The organism is Caballeronia sordidicola (assembly GCF_000729995.1).
Lineage (GTDB): Bacteria > Pseudomonadota > Gammaproteobacteria > Burkholderiales > Burkholderiaceae > Caballeronia > Caballeronia sordidicola_A.
In genome coordinates, this window is sequence record NZ_JNFG01000071.1 from 1 (window position 1) to 18041 (window position 18041).

At 61.3% G+C, this 18041-nt stretch carries 13 protein-coding genes and 1 pseudogene; 7 read left to right on the forward strand and 7 right to left on the reverse strand.

The annotated features are described in order from the left end of the window. Nucleotides 1–188: hypothetical protein (locus FH08_RS0133440; RefSeq protein ID WP_031358769.1), on the forward strand; the 188-nt coding region annotated here is incomplete at its 5' end. Nucleotides 189–533: 345 nt separating this feature from the next. Here FH08_RS0133440 and FH08_RS0133445 read toward each other — a convergent pair. From FH08_RS0133445 to FH08_RS0133460, 4 genes are all read right to left on the reverse strand, one after another. Beyond that, nucleotides 534–1676: a porin gene (locus FH08_RS0133445; protein ID WP_031362542.1), complete on the reverse strand. Its 1143-nt coding sequence runs from the start codon at nucleotides 1674–1676 to the stop codon at nucleotides 534–536. Nucleotides 1677–2216: 540 nt separating this feature from the next. Continuing rightward, nucleotides 2217–2996 (reverse strand): ABC transporter ATP-binding protein, encoded by a 780-nt coding sequence (locus tag FH08_RS0133450; protein ID WP_031362543.1) that lies wholly within the window; start codon nucleotides 2994–2996, stop codon nucleotides 2217–2219. A gap of 26 nt (nucleotides 2997–3022) precedes the next feature. Next, the gene (locus FH08_RS0133455; RefSeq protein WP_031362544.1) at nucleotides 3023–3736 is read right to left on the reverse strand and encodes an ABC transporter permease; all 714 of its coding nucleotides are present in this window, start codon (nucleotides 3734–3736) and stop codon (nucleotides 3023–3025) included. 119 nt (nucleotides 3737–3855) lie between these two features. Then, the gene (locus FH08_RS0133460) at nucleotides 3856–4545 is read right to left on the reverse strand and encodes an ABC transporter permease (protein WP_031362545.1); all 690 of its coding nucleotides are present in this window, start codon (nucleotides 4543–4545) and stop codon (nucleotides 3856–3858) included. 722 nt (nucleotides 4546–5267) lie between these two features. On the opposite strand from FH08_RS0133460, the gene FH08_RS0133470 reads away from it, so the two are divergent. Next, entirely contained in the window at nucleotides 5268–5966 is a 699-nt protein-coding gene (locus FH08_RS0133470; RefSeq protein WP_031362546.1) for a pirin family protein, read from the forward strand. A 344-nt stretch (nucleotides 5967–6310) separates the two neighbouring features. Here FH08_RS0133470 and FH08_RS0133475 read toward each other — a convergent pair whose 3' ends face one another. After that, a complete protein-coding gene (locus FH08_RS0133475) occupies nucleotides 6311–6892 on the reverse strand; it encodes a periplasmic heavy metal sensor (protein ID WP_031362547.1) in 582 nt (193 codons plus the stop codon). A gap of 220 nt (nucleotides 6893–7112) precedes the next feature. Between FH08_RS0133475 and FH08_RS0133480 the strand changes: the two genes are divergently transcribed. Together FH08_RS0133480 and FH08_RS0133485 are read left to right on the forward strand one after the other, a co-directional pair. Next, nucleotides 7113–7835 carry a response regulator gene (locus FH08_RS0133480; protein ID WP_031362548.1) on the forward strand — a complete coding sequence of 241 codons (723 nt, stop codon included), beginning with the start codon at nucleotides 7113–7115 and terminating at the stop codon, nucleotides 7833–7835. Then, nucleotides 7819–9171: an ATP-binding protein gene (locus tag FH08_RS0133485; protein ID WP_051888738.1), complete on the forward strand. Its 1353-nt coding sequence runs from the start codon at nucleotides 7819–7821 to the stop codon at nucleotides 9169–9171. Before FH08_RS0133480 ends, FH08_RS0133485 begins: the two co-directional genes overlap by 17 nt. A 114-nt stretch (nucleotides 9172–9285) precedes the next feature. Here FH08_RS0133485 and FH08_RS0133490 read toward each other — a convergent pair whose 3' ends face one another. Both FH08_RS0133490 and FH08_RS0133495 read right to left on the reverse strand, forming a co-directional pair. After that, on the reverse strand, nucleotides 9286–9549 hold the full coding sequence (locus FH08_RS0133490; RefSeq protein WP_031362550.1) for a hypothetical protein: 264 nt from the start codon (nucleotides 9547–9549) through the stop codon (nucleotides 9286–9288). Between the two features lie 137 nt (nucleotides 9550–9686). Continuing rightward, complete coding sequence (locus FH08_RS0133495; protein ID WP_031362551.1) at nucleotides 9687–11363, reverse strand: sensor domain-containing diguanylate cyclase; 1677 nt, start codon at nucleotides 11361–11363, stop codon at nucleotides 9687–9689. A gap of 730 nt (nucleotides 11364–12093) precedes the next feature. Here FH08_RS0133495 and FH08_RS0133500 point away from each other — a divergent pair. The 3 genes and pseudogenes from FH08_RS0133500 to FH08_RS49725 form a co-directional block, all read left to right on the forward strand. Next, nucleotides 12094–13896, forward strand: a complete 1803-nt coding sequence (locus FH08_RS0133500; RefSeq protein ID WP_031362552.1) for an ABC transporter permease — start codon at nucleotides 12094–12096, stop codon at nucleotides 13894–13896. 89 nt (nucleotides 13897–13985) lie between these two features. Further along, nucleotides 13986–15320 carry an AAA-associated domain-containing protein gene (locus tag FH08_RS0133505; protein WP_031362553.1) on the forward strand — a complete coding sequence of 445 codons (1335 nt, stop codon included), beginning with the start codon at nucleotides 13986–13988 and terminating at the stop codon, nucleotides 15318–15320. A 439-nt stretch (nucleotides 15321–15759) separates the two neighbouring features. Beyond that, nucleotides 15760–18041, forward strand: a pseudogene (locus FH08_RS49725) (autotransporter adhesin family protein); the annotation flags it as partial.

Genomic DNA, 18041 nt, shown 5'->3' on the forward strand with positions numbered 1-18041 from the left:
GTAGCAACGAGAATACGAACGGCCTGCTACGTCAGTACTTCCCTAAAGGCACACGCCTGGATGGTTATTCACAAGCCGAGTTGAACAAGGTCGCCGCACTTCTGAATGGAAGACCACGTAAAACCCTCGACTTTATGACGCCCGCCGATAAACTTGCAGAAGTTATAGGTGTTGCGACCACCAGTTGAATCCGCCCGTGCCGCCACGCACAGTGGCTAAAAGTGATAAAGAAAATAGCCAACTCAAGCAGACCACTAACGCCGAAAGCAGCAACCCGGCATTGACTCCGACCGCTAACGCAGGACCCTGGCGACCCGGCATTAAACCCGCGCCCGACAGCCCCAAATAATCTGCAACCCTAAAGAAAACCCGCCAACAAAAGCACCGAAACCAAACCGTCCACCGGTGCGAACGAACAAATAAAAAACGGTGCGATGCCCTTTCGGACACCGCACCGATACGCGCCTCTCGCAGCAGCGTGAAAACCTTATGACTCTCTCTCTGTCGTACTTGCTCCGGCTGATTCGTTCGGCTTAGAACGAGTGCTGGATGCCTGCGTACACGCCTGTCTGGCTTTGGCCAGGCAGTGGGTTGCCGGTCGAAACCGTGTCACCCGCGGCGTTCGCATTCAGGCCAAAATTAGCCGTCTTGCTGTTACGTGCCGATGCGACCTGAATGTCCAGCAACGTACGCTTCGACAGGTTGTACGAACCGCCGATCGTGTAGATGTTGCCGTTGCCCGCACCGTTGTTCGCATTGACGTGATAAACCGCTGCGATCAAAGCTGCAGCCGGCGTAGCTTGCCACGTCACGCCGCCCCATTCCTGATCGGTCGTCGTCGGTGTGCCGATAGGTACATTGGTTTCACCCGAAGTACGCGACGCTTGATACACGGCCTGAATCTTGAACTGGCCGAGGAACACGTTCACGCCGGCAAAGTACTCGCGGCCGTAGCTGAACGGACCGTTCGGGGATCCTGCGGCCGGATCGCCCAGGCCACCGTTCACGTTGTTGCGGATTTCGTCGTACAGGCCACGCACCTGGAACAGCGAGTTCGTGTAGGTGACCTGCAGGCCGCCTTCACGACCCAGTCCCGGTGCTGCCGGGTTACCGCCGCTACCGTTGAAGCCCGGCGTGTTCGAGAAGGAGTACTGGCCATACACGTCAAAGCCAGCAATCTTCGGCGACTGGTACGACACGTTGTTGCTCGATTGCGGCCAGTTGCGGCCACGCACCAGCGACGCCGACGACCAGTTCGACTGACCGAACGGATCGAAGTCCCACACGCCATTCGAGATGAACAGTTCACGACCCAGCAAGAGGGTACCGAACTGGTCGTTGGCGATACCGACTGTCGCCCAACGATTGAAGAGACCGTTGTTGCCTGGGCCCTGGCCCGTCATGGTGTTGAAGCTGCCTTCCAACTGGAACACGGCCTTGTTGCCGCCACCCAGATCTTCGACGCCCTTCATGCCCCACAGGCTGGTACCCCAGTCACCGCTTTCCGCACGGAATTGATGGCCAGTGTTGGTAGTCACACTGTTGCCAGCGCCAACGGGCGCGCCGGACGTATATTCGAGACCGGCATCGAGCCGGCCGTAGAGCGTCACGCTACTTTGAGCGTGAGCCGCAACGCCGACCGTCAGCAGCGAAGCCGCGAGCAAAGCTTTCTTCATCATCTCCTCCAACCCTGTCAAAAAATAGAAGCCCAAGTGCGGCGGTAGTGGTTCGGCGCCAGCGCACCGAACCGGAAACTATTTAGAGGGATGACACGCAAAGGGGTGGCGTGCGTGACATTCCGGCGGCCTGTTGACTGACCACGAATGTCACAACCAAACCCTTGAGATTGGTGTCTCCTCAGTTCTTTTTGAAGTAAAACTACTTTTAATGAACTTCGTTTCCGTACTTTGATTACTAATTTAGCAAATTACCTTTGTGCCGCCAAGAAAATTGTTGGTAACCCAATTTCTGTCTCGAAAATGCAATGATCGTCATGTTGCATTTTTGAGAAAAGTACCGCATAAATGGCGTAAAGCCTTACTGGATAAGGACATCAGGGATTTGGGATGCCGACGCTATGGATTGCCTCTATTGACGGACGATGCGCGTGGGGCTAATGCATTGAAGACTTAAAAACGTTTGCATGTTTAGAAATATTAACTAAAAAAGCGCCCCTCGGAGCGCTTTCAGATTTGCAACAGGGTCAGTCTGTAGTTTTACTTCAGGCTGCCCGACAGAAATTGCCTGAGCCGCTCGCTGCGGGCATTGCCGAAAACGTCGTCGGGATGTCCTTCTTCTTCGATTCGTCCCTGATGCAGAAACACCACGTGATTCGACACATTGCGAGCGAACGCCATTTCGTGCGTCACCACGATCATCGTGCGGCCTTCCTCGGCAAGCGTCTGCATCACCTTCAGCACTTCACCGACCAGTTCGGGATCGAGCGCCGAGGTCGGCTCATCGAAGAGCATGACGTCCGGGTGCATGGCCAGCGCCCGCGCGATAGCCACGCGCTGCTGCTGGCCACCCGACAGATGCGACGGATATTGCTGTTCCAACCGAGGTGCAAGCCCCACCTTTTCCAGATAGGTGCGCGCGCGCTCAAGCGCTTCCTGCCTGGACAACCCCAGCACCTTCAGCGGCGCTTCCATCACGTTTTCCAGCACGCTCAGATGCGACCACAGGTTGAAGTGCTGGAACACCATGGAGAGGCGCGTACGCATGCGCTGCAACTGTTTGGGTTCAGCCGCCTTCAGCGCGCCGTACTTGTCCTTGAGGGTGCGGATTTCCTCGCCATCGACAAAAATCCGACCCTGGTTCGGCTGCTCCAGGAAGTTGATGCAGCGGAGCATCGTGCTCTTGCCCGACCCGGACGAGCCGATGACGCTGATCACATCGCCAGCTTTCGCCCTTAGCGAGACGCCCTTGAGGACTTCGTTGTCGCCGTACTGCTTATGCAGGTCATCGACGAAAAGCTTGGTTGCCAGTGTGTTCATGATGTGCCGATCCTGTTCCTTGAGGCTTATTTACCCTGCGGCCGCAAGTAGGCGAGCCAGCGGTACTCGGCACGGCGAAACAGCCACACGAGCGCGAACGAGATGCACAGATAGAGCAGGGCGGCAATGCCGAACGCCTGGAACGACTGATACGTGGCGGAATTCACGTCGCGGGCAATCTTGAGGATGTCCGGGACGGTGGCCGTGAACGCCACGGTGGTCGCATGCAGCATCAGGATCACTTCGTTGCTGTAGTAGGGGAGCGCCCGGCGCAGCGCCGACGGCAGGATCACGCGCCGGTAGAGCGTGAACGACGACATGCCGTACGCCCGCGCGGCTTCAATCTCACCGTAAGGCGTCGCCCGGATCGCGCCGGCGAAGATTTCAGTGGTGTAAGCGCAGGTATTGAGCGTGAACGCGAGCAGCGTGCAGTGCATGCCGTCGCGGAAAAACTGGTTCAGCAGTACGTGGTCGCGGACCACTTGCAGGCTGTAGAGCCCCGTGTAGCAGAGCAGCAGTTGCACGTAGAGCGGCGTGCCGCGGAAGACATACGTGTAGACCCAGACGCCACGCGAGAGGAACTTGTTCTTCGAGACTCGCGCAACCGATAACGGAATCGACAGGCAGAAGCCGAGCACGATCGATACAACCAGCAACCACATGGTAATGGCCAGGCCGGTGATGCGATAACCGTCAGTGAACAAATAGTTGCGCCAGTATTCCTGGATGATTTCGAGCATGGATTCCGCCGCGTGGGGGTTGCCTGGGTTTGCTGTGCTTGTCTTTAAGCGAGGGCGCCTGGGCGCCTAGGCGCCATGTGCCGGCGACGACTGCTTTCGGCTTCTGATCTTTCTCATGGCTACAGGTCGGCCTTGCGTACGCCCGACGAGTACCGACGTTCAAGCCAGATCAGTACGAGATTCGATACCGTGGTGATCACGAGATAGACCGCGCCCGCGAGCAGCGTGAAAAAGAAGAACCGCAACGTGCCCTTGCCGGCGTCTTGCGCGGCCTTGACCACGTCCGCCAGACCGATGATCGATACCAGCGCGGTCGCTTTCACCATCACCTGCCAGTTGTTTCCAATGCCCGGCAGCGCGAAACGCATCATCTGCGGGAACATGATTCGCGAGAAGGTTTGCCATGGCGTCATGCCGTAAGCCGCGCCTGCCTCGAGCTGGCCGCGCGGCACGGAGAGGAATGCGCCGCGGAAGGTTTCGGTGAAATACGCGCCGTAGATAAAACCGAGCACGATGACACCGGCCACGAACGGATCGATATCGATCTGATCCCACCCCAGGGCATCGGTAAGGTGATTCAGCCAGATCTGGATGCTGTAGAACAGGAGCAGCATCAGCACGAGGTCGGGAACGCCGCGCACGAGCGTGGTGTAGACCGTGCCGACGCCCGACGAAATGCGGTTTCTCGACAGTTTCGCCGCCGCGCCGAGGAGGCCGATCACGAATGCGAACACGAGCGACAAGACCGCCAGCTTGACGGTTTGCCATGTGCCCGAGAGGATAAGCGGCCCGTAGCCTTGCAGAAACATGGTGATTCCTTGATGACGTGCGCGTGTGCCGTGGCCTTCGCTGTTTTCGCTGTGGCCTGTTCAGCCGCGTTTTTTGTGCCTGAATTCGCGTAACCGCTGTCTGGCGGCCTGCTTCGGGTGCTCGGTGAACCTGGGCCTCTTTCGTTGCTTGGTTCCTGGTTTATCTACACCCGCCGTCCGCCGCCGCGCTGCTTCTATCTGCCTTTATCCCTGTTTCCGTTCCTCTTCGTCGACAAAAACCGCTGGTCCCGTCCGGCCAGCGCCGCTTCGACCGCGCCCGGATGCATCGCCGCCAACCGACCGTCTTTGGCGGAGCTTATTCTAGGTGTCCAAAATTGGTGCGTTTTGTCGACAAAGACCTTTCACCCGAAAAAATGCGACACCGGCTGAAGTCCGCGGACGCGCCATGCGCTTGTCCGGGCGCGGTTTTCCAGCGTGGCCTTTCGGTGCGGCCTTCGGCGAGGACTTTCGGCGCGGCGCCGACATCTCCGGCATCCGTTGACCGTAGAAAAGGCCGGTATTCTACCCGAACCCGATCGGCGAGCCCGAGGGGCAGACTATGCTTCTCATTGCCCCGTCGCTTCAAGCGAATGCCCCGGCAAAGCCCGCGTATTGTCGCGATTGCATGCATTTTCAGAACAGTGTGGTGTCTGAGCGGCTGATTGTTTCGCGCGGCGCGCGCCCTTACATTCTCTCCATCGCAATATCACCGGGAGTTCGAAATGTTTGAAATCCGACGCGCCAATGAACGTGGCCACGCTAACCATGGCTGGCTTGATTCGTATCACAGCTTTTCTTTCGCCGGCTACGACGACCCGAAGCACGTGCATTTCGGCGCGCTGCGAGTCATCAACGAGGATCGCGTGGCGGGTGGCCAGGGTTTCGGGACGCACGGCCATCGCGACATGGAAATCATCAGTTACGTGCTGGAAGGCGCACTGTCGCACAAGGACAGCATGGGCAACGGCTCGACCATCCGTCCCGGCGATGTCCAGCGCATGAGCGCCGGCACCGGCGTGCGCCATAGCGAGTTCAATGGCTCGGACTCTGAAACCGCGCATTTCCTGCAGATCTGGATCATCCCGGACGCAGCGGGCGATGCACCGGGCTACGAGGAAAAGCGTTTCGACGACGCTGAAAAGCGTGGCCGGCTGCGGGTGATCGCGTCGCCGGAGGGACGGGACGGCGCGGTGAAGCTGGGTGCGGATGCCGAAGTCTACGCAGGTCTTTTCGACGGCGATGAACGCGCGGAATTCGACGTGCCGGCTGGACGCCGCGTGTATGTCCATGTGGCGCGGGGTGCGATTTCGGTGAACGGTGAAGCGCTCGCGGCCGGCGATGCAGCGAAGCTGGAAGGAGTATCGAAAGTCACGCTGGATCAAGGCGCCGGCGCTGAAGTGATCCTGTTCGACCTGGCGTAAGCCGGGGTAAAACCGTTGCTGGCTGGATGTTGCCGGCTTCGGCGGACAGTACGGCAAAAGGGCCGCGGAAGTCATTCCGCGGCCCTTTTGTATTGATACTGCGCCTCGGATTTCGCGGGGGAGCCTGGATGACCGCCTCTCGCGTGTCCGTTGGATCATCACGGAGCAGTCTGTATCGGCCGCCGTTCCAGGGCCAAACGCAATGTCACATCGAGCCAACGCAAAAAAGCCGTTCCAATGTTGGTTGGAACGGCTTGGGGCAAGAGCCCTGCGATGGAACCGGCGATCCGCGCCGCTTCCATCACCGCCCCGGGCTCCCGCTTCAAGCAGCGCTTAAGCGACGCTCAAGGATTAGCGGCCGATGCGCCAGCGGGCGCACCGTGCATGCCCCCATGCTGACCCCAGTGCTCATGCATCTTTTCCCGGCGCGCTTCCATTCTTGCGAAGCGCTGCTTGAGCGCCGTGCTGACCGTGGTCTTCTGCTGGTCGTTCAGCGTGTTATAGAAGTTCAGCCACGCGGCGCTCGTCTGGTCGCGCAACTGGGCATTCTGCTGTTCGATTTTCTGATGCGCCGCGTACATGGCGTTCAGATCGAGAATGGGCTGCTGCTTCATTGACGCCATTTGTGCGTGCATCTGCTTGTGGCTTTCACGCATGGCCTCATGATTCTGCTTCATGGTGCCGAGCGCGGCCTGCCATGCTTTTTCCTGGTCTGCGTTGAGATTGAGCTGGCCATGCAACTTGTCCAGCTCTTTCTTCATGCGCATTCCCCCATGATGCCCGCCCGGGCCTCCAGGACCGCCCATCATGCCCGAAGCGCCGGGCGGCGGCGCGTCGGGCGTGGCGGCGCTGGCGGCGTTGACCGCGCCGATCGACAGGGCGAGCGCAGCGACGGCGGTGGCGAGGAATCGGGACTGCTTCAACATGGTCTACTCCTTTTTTGATTTCCAGAGCCGATCTGGCGGCGCCTTTTCGGTGGTCGCGCCTTCGGTAAGACACAGCGTAGACAGTCACAGCCAAGCGCGTGTTACGAGCGGTGGCCGCGTTATTACGCGGGTTTACTTACGCCTTTCGCAGTAACACCCAGTAAACGTTTCCGCCGTGTTCGCAACATGGACGCCCCGCGCAGGCGTTAAACTGCGTCGCATGGCTACTCAAATACTTGTCGTCGACGACGACTCCGAACTGCGCGACCTCCTGCGCGACTACCTGGTCCGGCAAGGCATCGAGGTATCGGTGCTGCATGACGCAGGCACACTCGAACGGCGCCTCGAACGCGAACGCCCGGACCTGATCGTGCTCGACCTGATGATGCCGGGTGTGGACGGACTGACCGCGTTGCGCAAGCTCCGCGCGTCGGGTGACGACATCCCGGTGATCATGCTGACGGCGCGCGCGGACGACGTGGATCGCATCGTCGGATTGGAACTCGGCGCTGACGACTATCTCGGCAAACCGTTCAATCCGCGCGAACTGCTGGCGCGCGTGCAGGCGGTGTTGCGCCGGCGCCGGACGATTCCGTCGGCGGCGCCCGAGCAGCGCGAACCGTTTTCATTCGGGCGTTTCCGGCTCGACTTCCAGTCGCGCACGCTCCATCAGGACGAAACCCCGCTCACGCTGTCGGGCAGCGAGTTCGCATTGCTGAAAATTTTCGTCAATCACCCCATGCGCACGCTGACGCGCGAGCGTCTGCTCGAACTGCTGCACGGTCCGGAATACGACGGCACCGACCGGGGTATCGACGTGCAGGTGTGGCGTCTGCGCCGGATCCTCGAAACCGATCCGTCCACGCCGCGCTTCATCCAGACGGTGCGCGGACGCGGTTATGTGTTCGTGCCGGACGGCGAGCAAAATGCGTCGGCCCATTGATTCACTGTTCGGCCGGCTGGTTGTCCTGGTCATTGGCGTGCTGGTGTTGTCGCACGTCGCCTGGTTCACGGTCATCCGGCTCGAACGGGACCAGACGCAAACCCGGTACGCGGTAGAAGAAGCCGCGTTCCTGGTCGACGCCGTGCGTCAGCACATCGCGAATTCGCCCGATCAGCCGCTGCCGTCGAGCGTGCGCGTCGTCGAGGCCAACAGTCCTGACGTTCCCAAACCCTTCACCGACGCCGATTCCAGCCGCGTGCCACCGCCGTTCAGCCGGTTTATCGACGACTTGCGTGATCGGCTGCCGGATGGCACCGACGTTCGCATCGGCGAGCCGGGCGGCCCGCCGCGCCTGTGGGTGCGCGGCGCGAAGGACGCCAACTGGATTGTCGTGCCGGTGCAGCCCTTGCGTCCGCCGCGTTCGCGCGACCGTATGCTGCTCTGGCTCGCGATCATTTTCTCTACCGCCGTGATGGCTGCGCTGTTTGCCGCGTGGCAATTACAGACGCCGTTGCGTTCGCTGGCGCAGGCGGTCGGCCGTTTTGGCCGGGGTGAACCGACTCCGCCGGTACCGGAACGGGGTCCGCGCGAGCTGCGTCAGTTGACCCACGGGTTCAACCAGATGGTGCGCGAAGTGGAGCAGACGGAAAGCGATCGCGCCGTCATGCTGGCGGGGGTCGCCCATGATCTGAAGACGCCGCTTGCGCGTTTGCGCCTGCGTGCTGAAATGATGGATGAGGCGAAACTGCGGGATGGCGTGGTGCGCGACGTGGACTCCATGGCGCATATCGTCGACCAGTTCCTGGTGTTCGCACACGACGGCTCCGATCGTAGCGAGCCCGCCGAAGTTGATCAGCAGTGCGAGCGCATTGCGCGCAGTTATCGCGCTGTTACCGTAGGAGCGCCGTCCGTGCAGACGCGGCTGACAGCAGGGCGGGATTTCGCGTTGCCCGCGGCAACCCTTGACCGCTTGCTGTCGAACCTGCTCGATAACGCTCACGCGTACGGCGCACCGCCGGTTGTCATCGAAACGTTGCGCGGCACGAATGGCTGGATTTTGCGTGTCATGGACAGCGGCAGCGGGATCGCGGCACACGACCTGGTGAAGGCGAGCCGGCCGTTCGTCAGGCTCGATCCGGCGCGCGGCGGCAGTGGCCACAGCGGGCTGGGCTTGGCCATTGTTGAGCGGCTGGTGCGGCGGGGGGGCGGTGAATGTGAAATTGGCAATCGCCCCGAAGGCGGCCTGCAGGTCGTGATGACCTTTCCTTTCGATGTAGTGGCGCGCTCGGCCGAGATGCTCCATGGCGACGTGCTGCATGAAGCGCGCATGATGTGATTGACCAGCCCGGGGCTTGGCGTCCTCGGGCTGAGGGTTCGAGGGGCTGGCCAAAACTCGCGGCCAAAACCCCCGCCGCGCCAGCAAACCCAAGCCTGGCGCGAACCGAAACCATTAGTCGAACAAGGTATTGAGCGCGGAAGCGGCTTCGCTGTCGACCGTGTTGTACGTCACGGTCGCTGCTTCGAAAATATAGTGCGTGGTGTATTTGCCGAACCGCGCCAGGATTTCCTCCTGGATCACTTCAGGCGCGACATCGAGACGCAAATACCAGGCAGTCGAAGAGAGCCGCGTCTGGAACGCACCATACTCGGCCAGCAAGTGATCGAATGCGTCAGCGTCCTGATCGCGGCAGACAATGACCAGATTTCCCTTCATGCACCCCTCCTGATTCTGGATAACGGCAGATATCGAATTCGAAGTTCGATAATACCTGCTGTCGTGCCGGTGCCGCACCACGCCTTTCAGCCAACGTTTCGCCAATTGGTGGTTTTAACTTCGGTTTTAACTCCGCGTCAGGCCGTTTCAGGATGCCGCGGCATGGGCGGCCGGGAGTCGGCCGGGCGCACTTCACTGCGGTCGCGCCCGCCCGATTTCGCCGCGTACAACGCCAGATCCGCGCGCTTGAGCAGGTTTTCGGCCGTGTCGCCATCGCTCAGTTCCGTGATGCCGATGCTCACGCTCAACGTGGTGTCATCGGGGAGATAGGCGCAATGCTCCTGGTTGAAGCGCTTGCGCAGGCGTTCGAGAACCGTGTGGGCATCGGCGAGCGCGGTATGTGGCAGCAGCAGACCGAATTCCTCACCGCCCAACCGCCCCACACCGTCGCTCGCGCGCAGTTGCTCCTCGCACATCCGCACGAAATGTTCGAGCGCGCGGTCGCCGGTCGCGTGGCCGAAGCGGTCGTTCACCTGCTTGAAATAATCAAGGTCGGCGATGGCAACCGACAGCGGCACGCCGCCCGAGCGGGCGAGGTCGACTTCGCGGCGCAAGGTATCCAGGAAATAACGTCGCGACAACGCTCCGGTCAACGCGTCGTGCCGGGCTTCGGCGGACAGCAGTGCATTGGCCGACTGCAACTGGTTGGCCAGATGGCGCGTGGCCCGGTGCAAGCGCCGTTCGCGCAGGTATGACACGGTGATCACAATGGCCAGCAGGCTGACGCCGAGCGTCGTCAGGAATACCAGCAGCCTGTCGCGACGTTGATTGCTCACAATTTCCGCCCAGTTCGGCAGCGGATGGACAATATGCGCGGCAAGCCCCGAGTTCAGACCGGTGCGTTCGTCGTAGAGAGAGGGCGTGTTGCTGTCGCCGGAGGAGAAAAACGAGCGCGCGAGCGAAGGCGGCAGCCAGGGCGCGTCCGCCCGCACGCGTTCTCCAATGTTGGTCAGCGGCAGCGTGCGGAAATCGACTCGCCGATACGCATCCAGCCGCTCTGACCGGGACATCCGCAGCACGGGTGAATCCGGCAGCACGCGGTTTTCGAGCTGGCTTTCGTGAGCCATGACGATCACGCCGTTGCCGTCGGTGACGAACGTGCCCGCGCGCGCCACCCAGTGACGCAAGCGGTCGACACTCACTTTCGCGATTACCGCGCCCACCAGGAAGCCGTCGCGATACACCGGCGTGGCGATGAAAATGCCGGGGTCTCCGCTCATCCTGCCGACGCCGTAAGTCTCGTTGAACGCACCCAGCAGCGCTTTCTGGATATAACTGCGCATGCGCATGTCGGCGCCAACGAAGCTATTCGAGTCAAGGCCATTGCTCGACGCTACGCAAAAACCATCGCTATTGACGACCCACACGTAGTCGAGGCCCGTGAAGCCGCGGGCGTTTCGCAAGAAGTTGTCGAGTTTGGCGAGCGCGGGCACGGCGAGCAATTTGGTTCGGCGCTCGGGCTCGGTTTGGCTGATTTCTTCAGGGGAGCTGCGGGATTGGGCGAGCGCCAGCTGGATCATGTCCATTTCGGCGATAGTGGCCGGAATCGCCCGGGACATGGCGAGGTCGCTGGCAATGATCTGCGCGGTGTTGTCGACGATCGACGCAGCCATTTGCTGCTCCACGCGTACCGACGTAGCCAGTTCTTGCTGTACCATTCGGTCCGACACCATCCCGGCGGCAACCCAGCACACGCATGCGAGCAACGCGAAGACGAGCGTCGCGATGGCGCGGTGAAAGGTTGTCTTGTTCATCGATCCTCTGGCCTGTCTGACTGTGGCGCGGACTGTGGCTCAACCCCGCGCAACCAGCATGTTATGAGTGTTTTACCGACATGTGAGCATCTTACCGGGCGCAGCAGCGCGCACATCGGTAGTTCGCCCGAGTGTCGTTGCCGCAGGCCGGAATTTGCGTCAGCCGCACCTCATGCCTGGTTCGTTCGCCCGGTGAGCGTCCCGCAGTCCGTTTTGCCCAGGTTCGCTCCGGTTCACATTCGGCCCACGCTTCTACGCCCCGATTGGACGACGTTTTCTCCCGGCCATCAAGTTGTTATCGGCACGAGCGGGCGTTTCTGAACCGTGTCCACGTTCGCCGCGGGTTAGCCGTTTAGTCCAAGGGCGCTCCAGAGCGGTAACTGCAGAAAACACACGACAGACCCACCGGCCGAGGTTGTGCGTGAAACAAAGGTTGGTGTAGTGTCGTGCGTTTCTGAAATGGTCAAGTTGTGTGTCGGCCGGGAAATCGAGTGCAGGAGTGTGCAATGGCGCCGGACCACCCTGCGCCGGGTTCTGCCCGGAACGCACAGAACTCCGCCGGTGAACGGGAGGCGAGGGGAGGCGAGGTTAGGCCGCACCACCCCTGGCGGATGAGGGAAGAGCGGAGTATCCGCGTCGAAACAAGAACACAGGCGAAGAACACAGGCGCCGGACGTTGCCTCGTGCAACGATAACCTCCTGCAACAAGCCTCAACGGGAAGGGCGTGGAATGGATTTTGGCTTTAACCTGACTCGAACGGCGAACGCTTCAGCGTTGCGTCTGTTGCCTAATCGATGGGACTTCGTCGCGTTCCCGCTGATTATCTGCGTGCTCGCGCTGACGGTGGTCGGCTTTCACGAGACGATGGCGCCCATCTCCACGCTGCAAACGCAGGCCATCTCGCTCGACCCGGCGAACCTGCCCGAATACGCGCTGCGAACTACCTTGCGCATGCTGGCGGCCATGGTGGCGTCGCTGGTCTTCACACTGATCTACGGCACGCTCGCGGCGAAGAGCCGGCGGGCGTCCGTCGTGCTCGTGCCGATCCTGGACATTCTCCAGTCGGTGCCGGTGCTCGGTTATATCTCGTTCACGGTCACCTTCTTTCTCGCGTTGTTCCCGGGGCGCGTGTTCGGCGCCGAGCTGGCGGCGATCTTCGCCATTTTCACGAGCCAGGCGTGGAACATGACGTTCAGCTTCTATCAGTCGCTGCGCACCGTGCCGCGCGATCTGGATGAAGTCTCGCGCGGTTTTCACCTGACCAACTGGCAACGCTTCTGGAAGCTCGAAGTGCCGTTTTCGATGCCGGGCCTCATCTGGAACATGATGATGTCGATGTCGGGCGGCTGGTTCTTCGTGGTCGCCTCCGAAGCTATCGTGGTGGGTAACCGCACCATCGTGCTGCCGGGTATCGGCGCGTATCTGGCAACCGCTATTGGCGAGCGCAATCTCGGCGCGATCGGCTGGGTGATCCTGGCAATGACCGTTGTGATCCTGGCCTACGATCAGCTCATGTTCCGTCCGCTGGTTGCCTGGGCCGACAAATTCCGCATGGAAAACACGAGTTCGGGCAACGTGCCGGAGTCGTGGCTGCTCGACCTGATTCGCCGCACGCGTTTGATTCACCAGCTGCTCGTGCCGGCGGGCTGGATGATCGGCAAGATGGCGCGGGTGCCGCTGAAGCTGCCCTCGCTGCAAGGCCGCCTGCCGAAATTCCCAATGGGCGCGTTGGGGGGAGCGATGCCGGGATCGATGCCCGGGGCGCGTAGCAAGTCCAGCAATCCGTCGCGTGCCGGCGATATCGCGTGGGCGATCATCGTTCTCGCGCTGACCGTGTTCCTGGTCTGGAAAGTGACGCTTTTCGTGAGCACCGGCGTCACATGGGGTGAAGTCTGGCACGTCTTCTGGCTGGGCTTGATCACGCTGTTTCGCGTGATGGTGCTGATCGCGCTGGCTTCGGTAATCTGGGTTCCGGTCGGCGTGTTGATCGGGCTACGACCGGCTCTCGCCAGCAAGATCCAGCCGGTCGCGCAGTTCCTGGCCGCGTTCCCGGCGAACCTGCTGTTCCCGGTGTTTGTCGTGGTGATCGTGAAGTTCGACCTGAACCCGGATATCTGGCTCTCGCCGCTGATCGTGCTCGGCACGCAGTGGTATATCCTTTTCAACGTGATCGCCGGGGCGACGTCGTATCCGAACGATTACCGTGAAGCGGCCACCAATTTCCAGATCAAAGGCTGGCAGTGGTGGCGCCAGGCCATCCTGCCGGGCATCTTCCCGTACTACGTGACGGGCGCGATCACCGCGTCGGGCGGCGCGTGGAATGCGAGCATCGTGGCGGAAGCGGTGTCGTGGGGGCATACGAAAATCGTGGCGCACGGGCTTGGCGCGTATATAGCGGAAAGCACGACCAACGGCGACTATCCGAAAATCATTCTCGGTATTGCCGTGATGTCGCTGTTTGTCACACTCTTTAACCGGCTCTTGTGGCGGCCGTTGTTCGCTTACTCCGAAGCACGCCTGAGGCTGGACTGAGTCTGAGGCGCTTCATTGCACCCTCACTGAACACCCGCCGCCAGCGGCCCTATCATTCAATTCTTGTCATCAGCAACGCGCGAGCGACCATGTCAACGCAGACGAATACGACTACCCAAACGCCGCCGGTCCCGCCGCGCCGCGGCCAGGAAATCCTGAACGTCGAGAACGTCAGTCGCGGCTTCAACAAGACGCAGGGCGAACTGCTCGTGCTCGAAGACGTGAACCTGACGCTCAACGAAGGCGAGATCGTCGGGTTGCTGGGCCGTTCGGGTTCCGGCAAGTCAACTTTGCTGCGGATCATCGCCGGACTGATCGAGCCAACAGGCGGCCAGGTCACCTATCTGAAGGAGCCGTTGCATGGTCCGGCGAAAGGCGTGGCCATGGTCTTCCAGACTTTCGCGCTGTTTCCGTGGCTGACCGTGCTGCAGAACGTGGAAGCGGGGCTGGAGGCGCAGGGCGTGCCGGCAAAGGTGCGGCGCGAGCGGGCGCTGGCAGCGATCGATCTGATCGGCCTGGACGGTTTCGAGAATGCGTATCCGCGCGAGTTGTCGGGCGGCATGCGCCAGCGTGTGGGTTTTGCGCGCGCGCTGGTCGTCGATCCCACGCTCTTGCTGATGGACGAGCCGTTCTCCGCACTCGACGTGCTGACCGCCGAAAACTTGCGTACCGACCTGCTCGACCTCTGGACGCAAGGCAAGATGCCGATCAAGTCGGTGCTGATCGTGACGCACAACATTGAAGAAGCGGTATTCATGTGCGACCGGATCCTGGTGTTGTCGTCGAATCCGGGGCGCGTCATGGCCGAGATCCGCGTGCCGTTCAAACATCCGCGCAACCGGCTCGACCCCGCGTTCCGCCGTCTGGTCGACGATATCTACGCCAAGATGACCGCGCGCCAATTCGGCGAGGAGAAGAAGAAGGGCCTCGAGCTGAACAGCTGGCTGCCGCAGGTCTCGACCAACCTGATGGCCGGTCTGATCGAGACGCTTGCCGCCGATCCGTACCACGGCCGCGCCGACATGCCGGAGATCGCGCGTTCGCTGCATCTGGAGGTGGACGATCTGTTTCCGGTGGCGGAAGTGCTTCAGCATCTCGGTTTCGCCGATGTGCGCGAGGGCGACATCTTCCTGACGCCGCCGGCCCGCGTGTTCGCCGAGTTCGGGACGCAGGAACGCAAGATGATGTTCGCGGAGCATTTGCTGCGGCATGTGCCGCTCGCAGCGCGGATCAAGAAGGTGCTGAACGAGCGGCCGGGGCATCGTGCGCCGCGCGTACGCTTCGAGCAGGAACTGGAAGATTTTCTCTCCGATAAAGCCGCCGAGGAGACCCTGGACGCTGTGATCAACTGGGGCCGTTACGGCGAGATTTTCTCGTACAACGACCAGACCGAGATTTTCAGCCTGGAAGACGTCGAGTCCTGATACCTGGCGAGTGAAGAGAGCTTGAAGAGAGCTTGAAGAGAGCTTGAAGGGCACTGACTGGCGCTGACTGGCGCAAAAAAAACGCGGCTGATCCGGAAACGGACGCCGCGTTTTTTGCGTTATGTGGGCGCTGTTTTAGTCATCGATAAACCATTCTGTTGTGCTAATCGAGTGTCTTCGATGCTGAAAGAGCCTGATTGCCGACGACCTTGAAAACGTCGGGCACGGTCATTTCAGATCTGGCTGGAAGCCCCGCCCATTAAGCCTCCCAGCGATTCAATGCTGGCTTGTGAAACGTTTGCGACAAGATTGCTTCAGCGCAAATCGTGCATTACGCTTCGAGTCCCCCGCCTGCCTATTTGCATGCCAACAATCCGGCGTGCGGTAAGCGCGGCCGGGCAAACGCTTCAGTCATCCTGAAACGTGGAGACAAAAAGAAATGCGCCGCACGCGCCTGATGCTGCCCCCCATTTCCGCGGCCCGAACGCCCGCGATGTCCAGTCTGTGCCGTCTCTCCCCTCTATCGATTGGTATGGCGTGCCTGTTGCGCGTGCCGTCCGCATTCGCCGCTTGCGACAACCTCGCACCCGTGAGCGGAGAAACGACCACCTGCGATTCCAATGCGCCGAATCCGTCGTCGATACCTGTTGTGGCGGCCGTCGGAAGTACCGGGGTGAGCGTGATCGTGCAGCCCGGCGCTGGCTTGAGCGTGCTGACCGGCAACGGCATCCTCGTGCGAGACCAGAGTACGGTGCTGAACCTCGGTACGCTGCAAGTTGGCGCCGATTCGTTCAGTGGCATTGTCGCGGCGGGGAGCGCGGCAGGTCCCGGGCGCAACACGCTGACTAACGGCAACGGTGGCGTGATTCAGACCACCGGTCAGCAATCGCAAGGGATTTTTAATACAGCGCCGGCGGTCAGGATGCTCAACGCGCAGGGCGGCGTGATCGGCACGAGCGGTGCAAGCTCAGCCGCGATGCTGGACTCCTCGGCGGCCGGCGGCGGCACGCTGACCAACAACGGCACGTTGATAACTTCCGGCGACGGCTCCTACGGCATGGCCGCGCAAACTTCCGGCGACGCGCTCGTCAACAACGGCTCCATCACAACGTCGGGTGTGCGTTCGTACGGTCTCTACGCGAACGGCGGCTCGGCCGGGTCGGGCAACACGACGCTGACGAATAACGGGTCGATCAATACATTCGGGTCGGAGGGGCACGGCATTGTGTCCGAAGATGCTTCTCCGGGCCTCGTGACCAACACGGGCTCGATTGTCGCGCACAACGGTCTCGGCGCGTATTTTTCAGGCTCGGTCACCTTCGTCAACACTGCCAGCGGGCGCCTGGTCAGCGAGCAGAGCAACGCCATCGACGCCAATCTCGGAGGCACATTCACCAACGCCGGGACAATATCGGGCACGAACGACGGATTTTCGATCGTCGGCGGCAACGCGGTGATCGTGAACAGCGGGTTGATTGAAGGCACGGGGCATCTCGCCATCGCGACCACGGGACCGTACTCGATCACCATCACGAATACCGGCCAGATCACGAGCACGAGCACGAGCGGTGTGGCCGTGTGGACCGATACCGGCGTGAACACGTTTTACATGGATGGCGGCACGGTCACTGGACTGATCCGTCAAGGCACGGGCATCAACACGTTTGTCATGCAGGCGGGGCAGGTCGACTCCGTGGATCAGGGCGGCGCGCGGCCACGCTTCACCCTGAACGGCGGCCGCGTCACGGGCGGCTTGACAAACGGCGGCGCAGTCACGATCACAGGCGGGCGCATTGGCAGCGTGGCGCTGACGGCGGCCCAGAACACCTTCGCCATGTCAGGCGGGACGATTGACGCCGCTGTGACCGCTGGCTCTGGGGATACCAGCTTCACGCTGTCAGGCGGGGCGATCGGCGGCGCGGTCACGCTTGGTAACGGCGCCAACACTATCGCGGTCACGGGCGGATCGATCGGGCAGGGACTCGCATCGGGAGACGGGGCCACGACCTTCGGATGGCTGGGAGGCGGTGTAATCGGCGGGGCAGTGTCGTTCGGAGCGGGCGGGGTGGTCGCCCTGATGTCGAATTTGAGTGACGTCAACCTTGACGGGTTATCGGCATTCGATGGAGGCGGCGGGCAAAACACCCTCACGTTCGACCATACGCAAGCCAGCGGTCTTGGCCGCTTTACGAGTTGGGAAAGCATCGCTTTGACGAACGGCAGCCGGATCTCGCTCGATGATCACGGCGTAATACTGGGCAACGCCACGGCGCAAACGGGCCTGTTCGATATCGATTCGACCAGCACGCTTGCCTGGAACGGTGGCGGCGAATCTGCCATCACCACGGCTATGCCGGGCGGCCGCGTGACCTTGAACAATGCGGGCACGATCGATCTGACCGGCGGTGCGGGACCGCGCAACGCGCTGGTAGTCGGTGGCGACTATGTCGGCCATGGAGGGCAATTGCTGGTGCAGAGCGTGCTCGGCACGGATGGCTCGCCGAGCGGGAAGCTGGTGATATCGCAAGGTGCGGCGACGGGCAATACCGCGATTGGCGTAACGAACGCCGCTGGCACGGGTGCGCTGACGCTGGCAGATGGAATCATGGTCGTGCAGGCAATTCAGGGCGGCACGACAACGGCGAGCGCGTTTTCATTGGCGAATCCGGTCAAGGCCGGGGCTTTCACGTATTTCCTGTTTCGAGGCGGGGTCACCGCAGG

What these genes read in the sequence shown, in the direction of transcription:
- FH08_RS0133445 (WP_031362542.1), bottom strand. Translation starts at nt 1,676, where the DNA reads ATGAAGAAAGCTTTGCTCGCGGCTTCGCTGCTGACGGTCGGCGTTGCG.
- FH08_RS0133450 (WP_031362543.1), bottom strand. Translation starts at nt 2,996, where the DNA reads ATGAACACACTGGCAACCAAGCTTTTCGTCGATGACCTGCATAAGCAG.
- FH08_RS0133455 (WP_031362544.1), bottom strand. Translation starts at nt 3,736, where the DNA reads ATGCTCGAAATCATCCAGGAATACTGGCGCAACTATTTGTTCACTGAC.
- FH08_RS0133460 (WP_031362545.1), bottom strand. Translation starts at nt 4,545, where the DNA reads ATGTTTCTGCAAGGCTACGGGCCGCTTATCCTCTCGGGCACATGGCAA.
- FH08_RS0133470 (WP_031362546.1), top strand. Translation starts at nt 5,268, where the DNA reads ATGTTTGAAATCCGACGCGCCAATGAACGTGGCCACGCTAACCATGGC.
- FH08_RS0133475 (WP_031362547.1), bottom strand. Translation starts at nt 6,892, where the DNA reads ATGTTGAAGCAGTCCCGATTCCTCGCCACCGCCGTCGCTGCGCTCGCC.
- FH08_RS0133480 (WP_031362548.1), top strand. Translation starts at nt 7,113, where the DNA reads ATGGCTACTCAAATACTTGTCGTCGACGACGACTCCGAACTGCGCGAC.
- FH08_RS0133485 (WP_051888738.1), top strand. Translation starts at nt 7,819, where the DNA reads ATGCGTCGGCCCATTGATTCACTGTTCGGCCGGCTGGTTGTCCTGGTC.
- FH08_RS0133490 (WP_031362550.1), bottom strand. Translation starts at nt 9,549, where the DNA reads ATGAAGGGAAATCTGGTCATTGTCTGCCGCGATCAGGACGCTGACGCA.
- FH08_RS0133495 (WP_031362551.1), bottom strand. Translation starts at nt 11,363, where the DNA reads ATGAACAAGACAACCTTTCACCGCGCCATCGCGACGCTCGTCTTCGCG.
- FH08_RS0133500 (WP_031362552.1), top strand. Translation starts at nt 12,094, where the DNA reads ATGGATTTTGGCTTTAACCTGACTCGAACGGCGAACGCTTCAGCGTTG.
- FH08_RS0133505 (WP_031362553.1), top strand. Translation starts at nt 13,986, where the DNA reads ATGTCAACGCAGACGAATACGACTACCCAAACGCCGCCGGTCCCGCCG.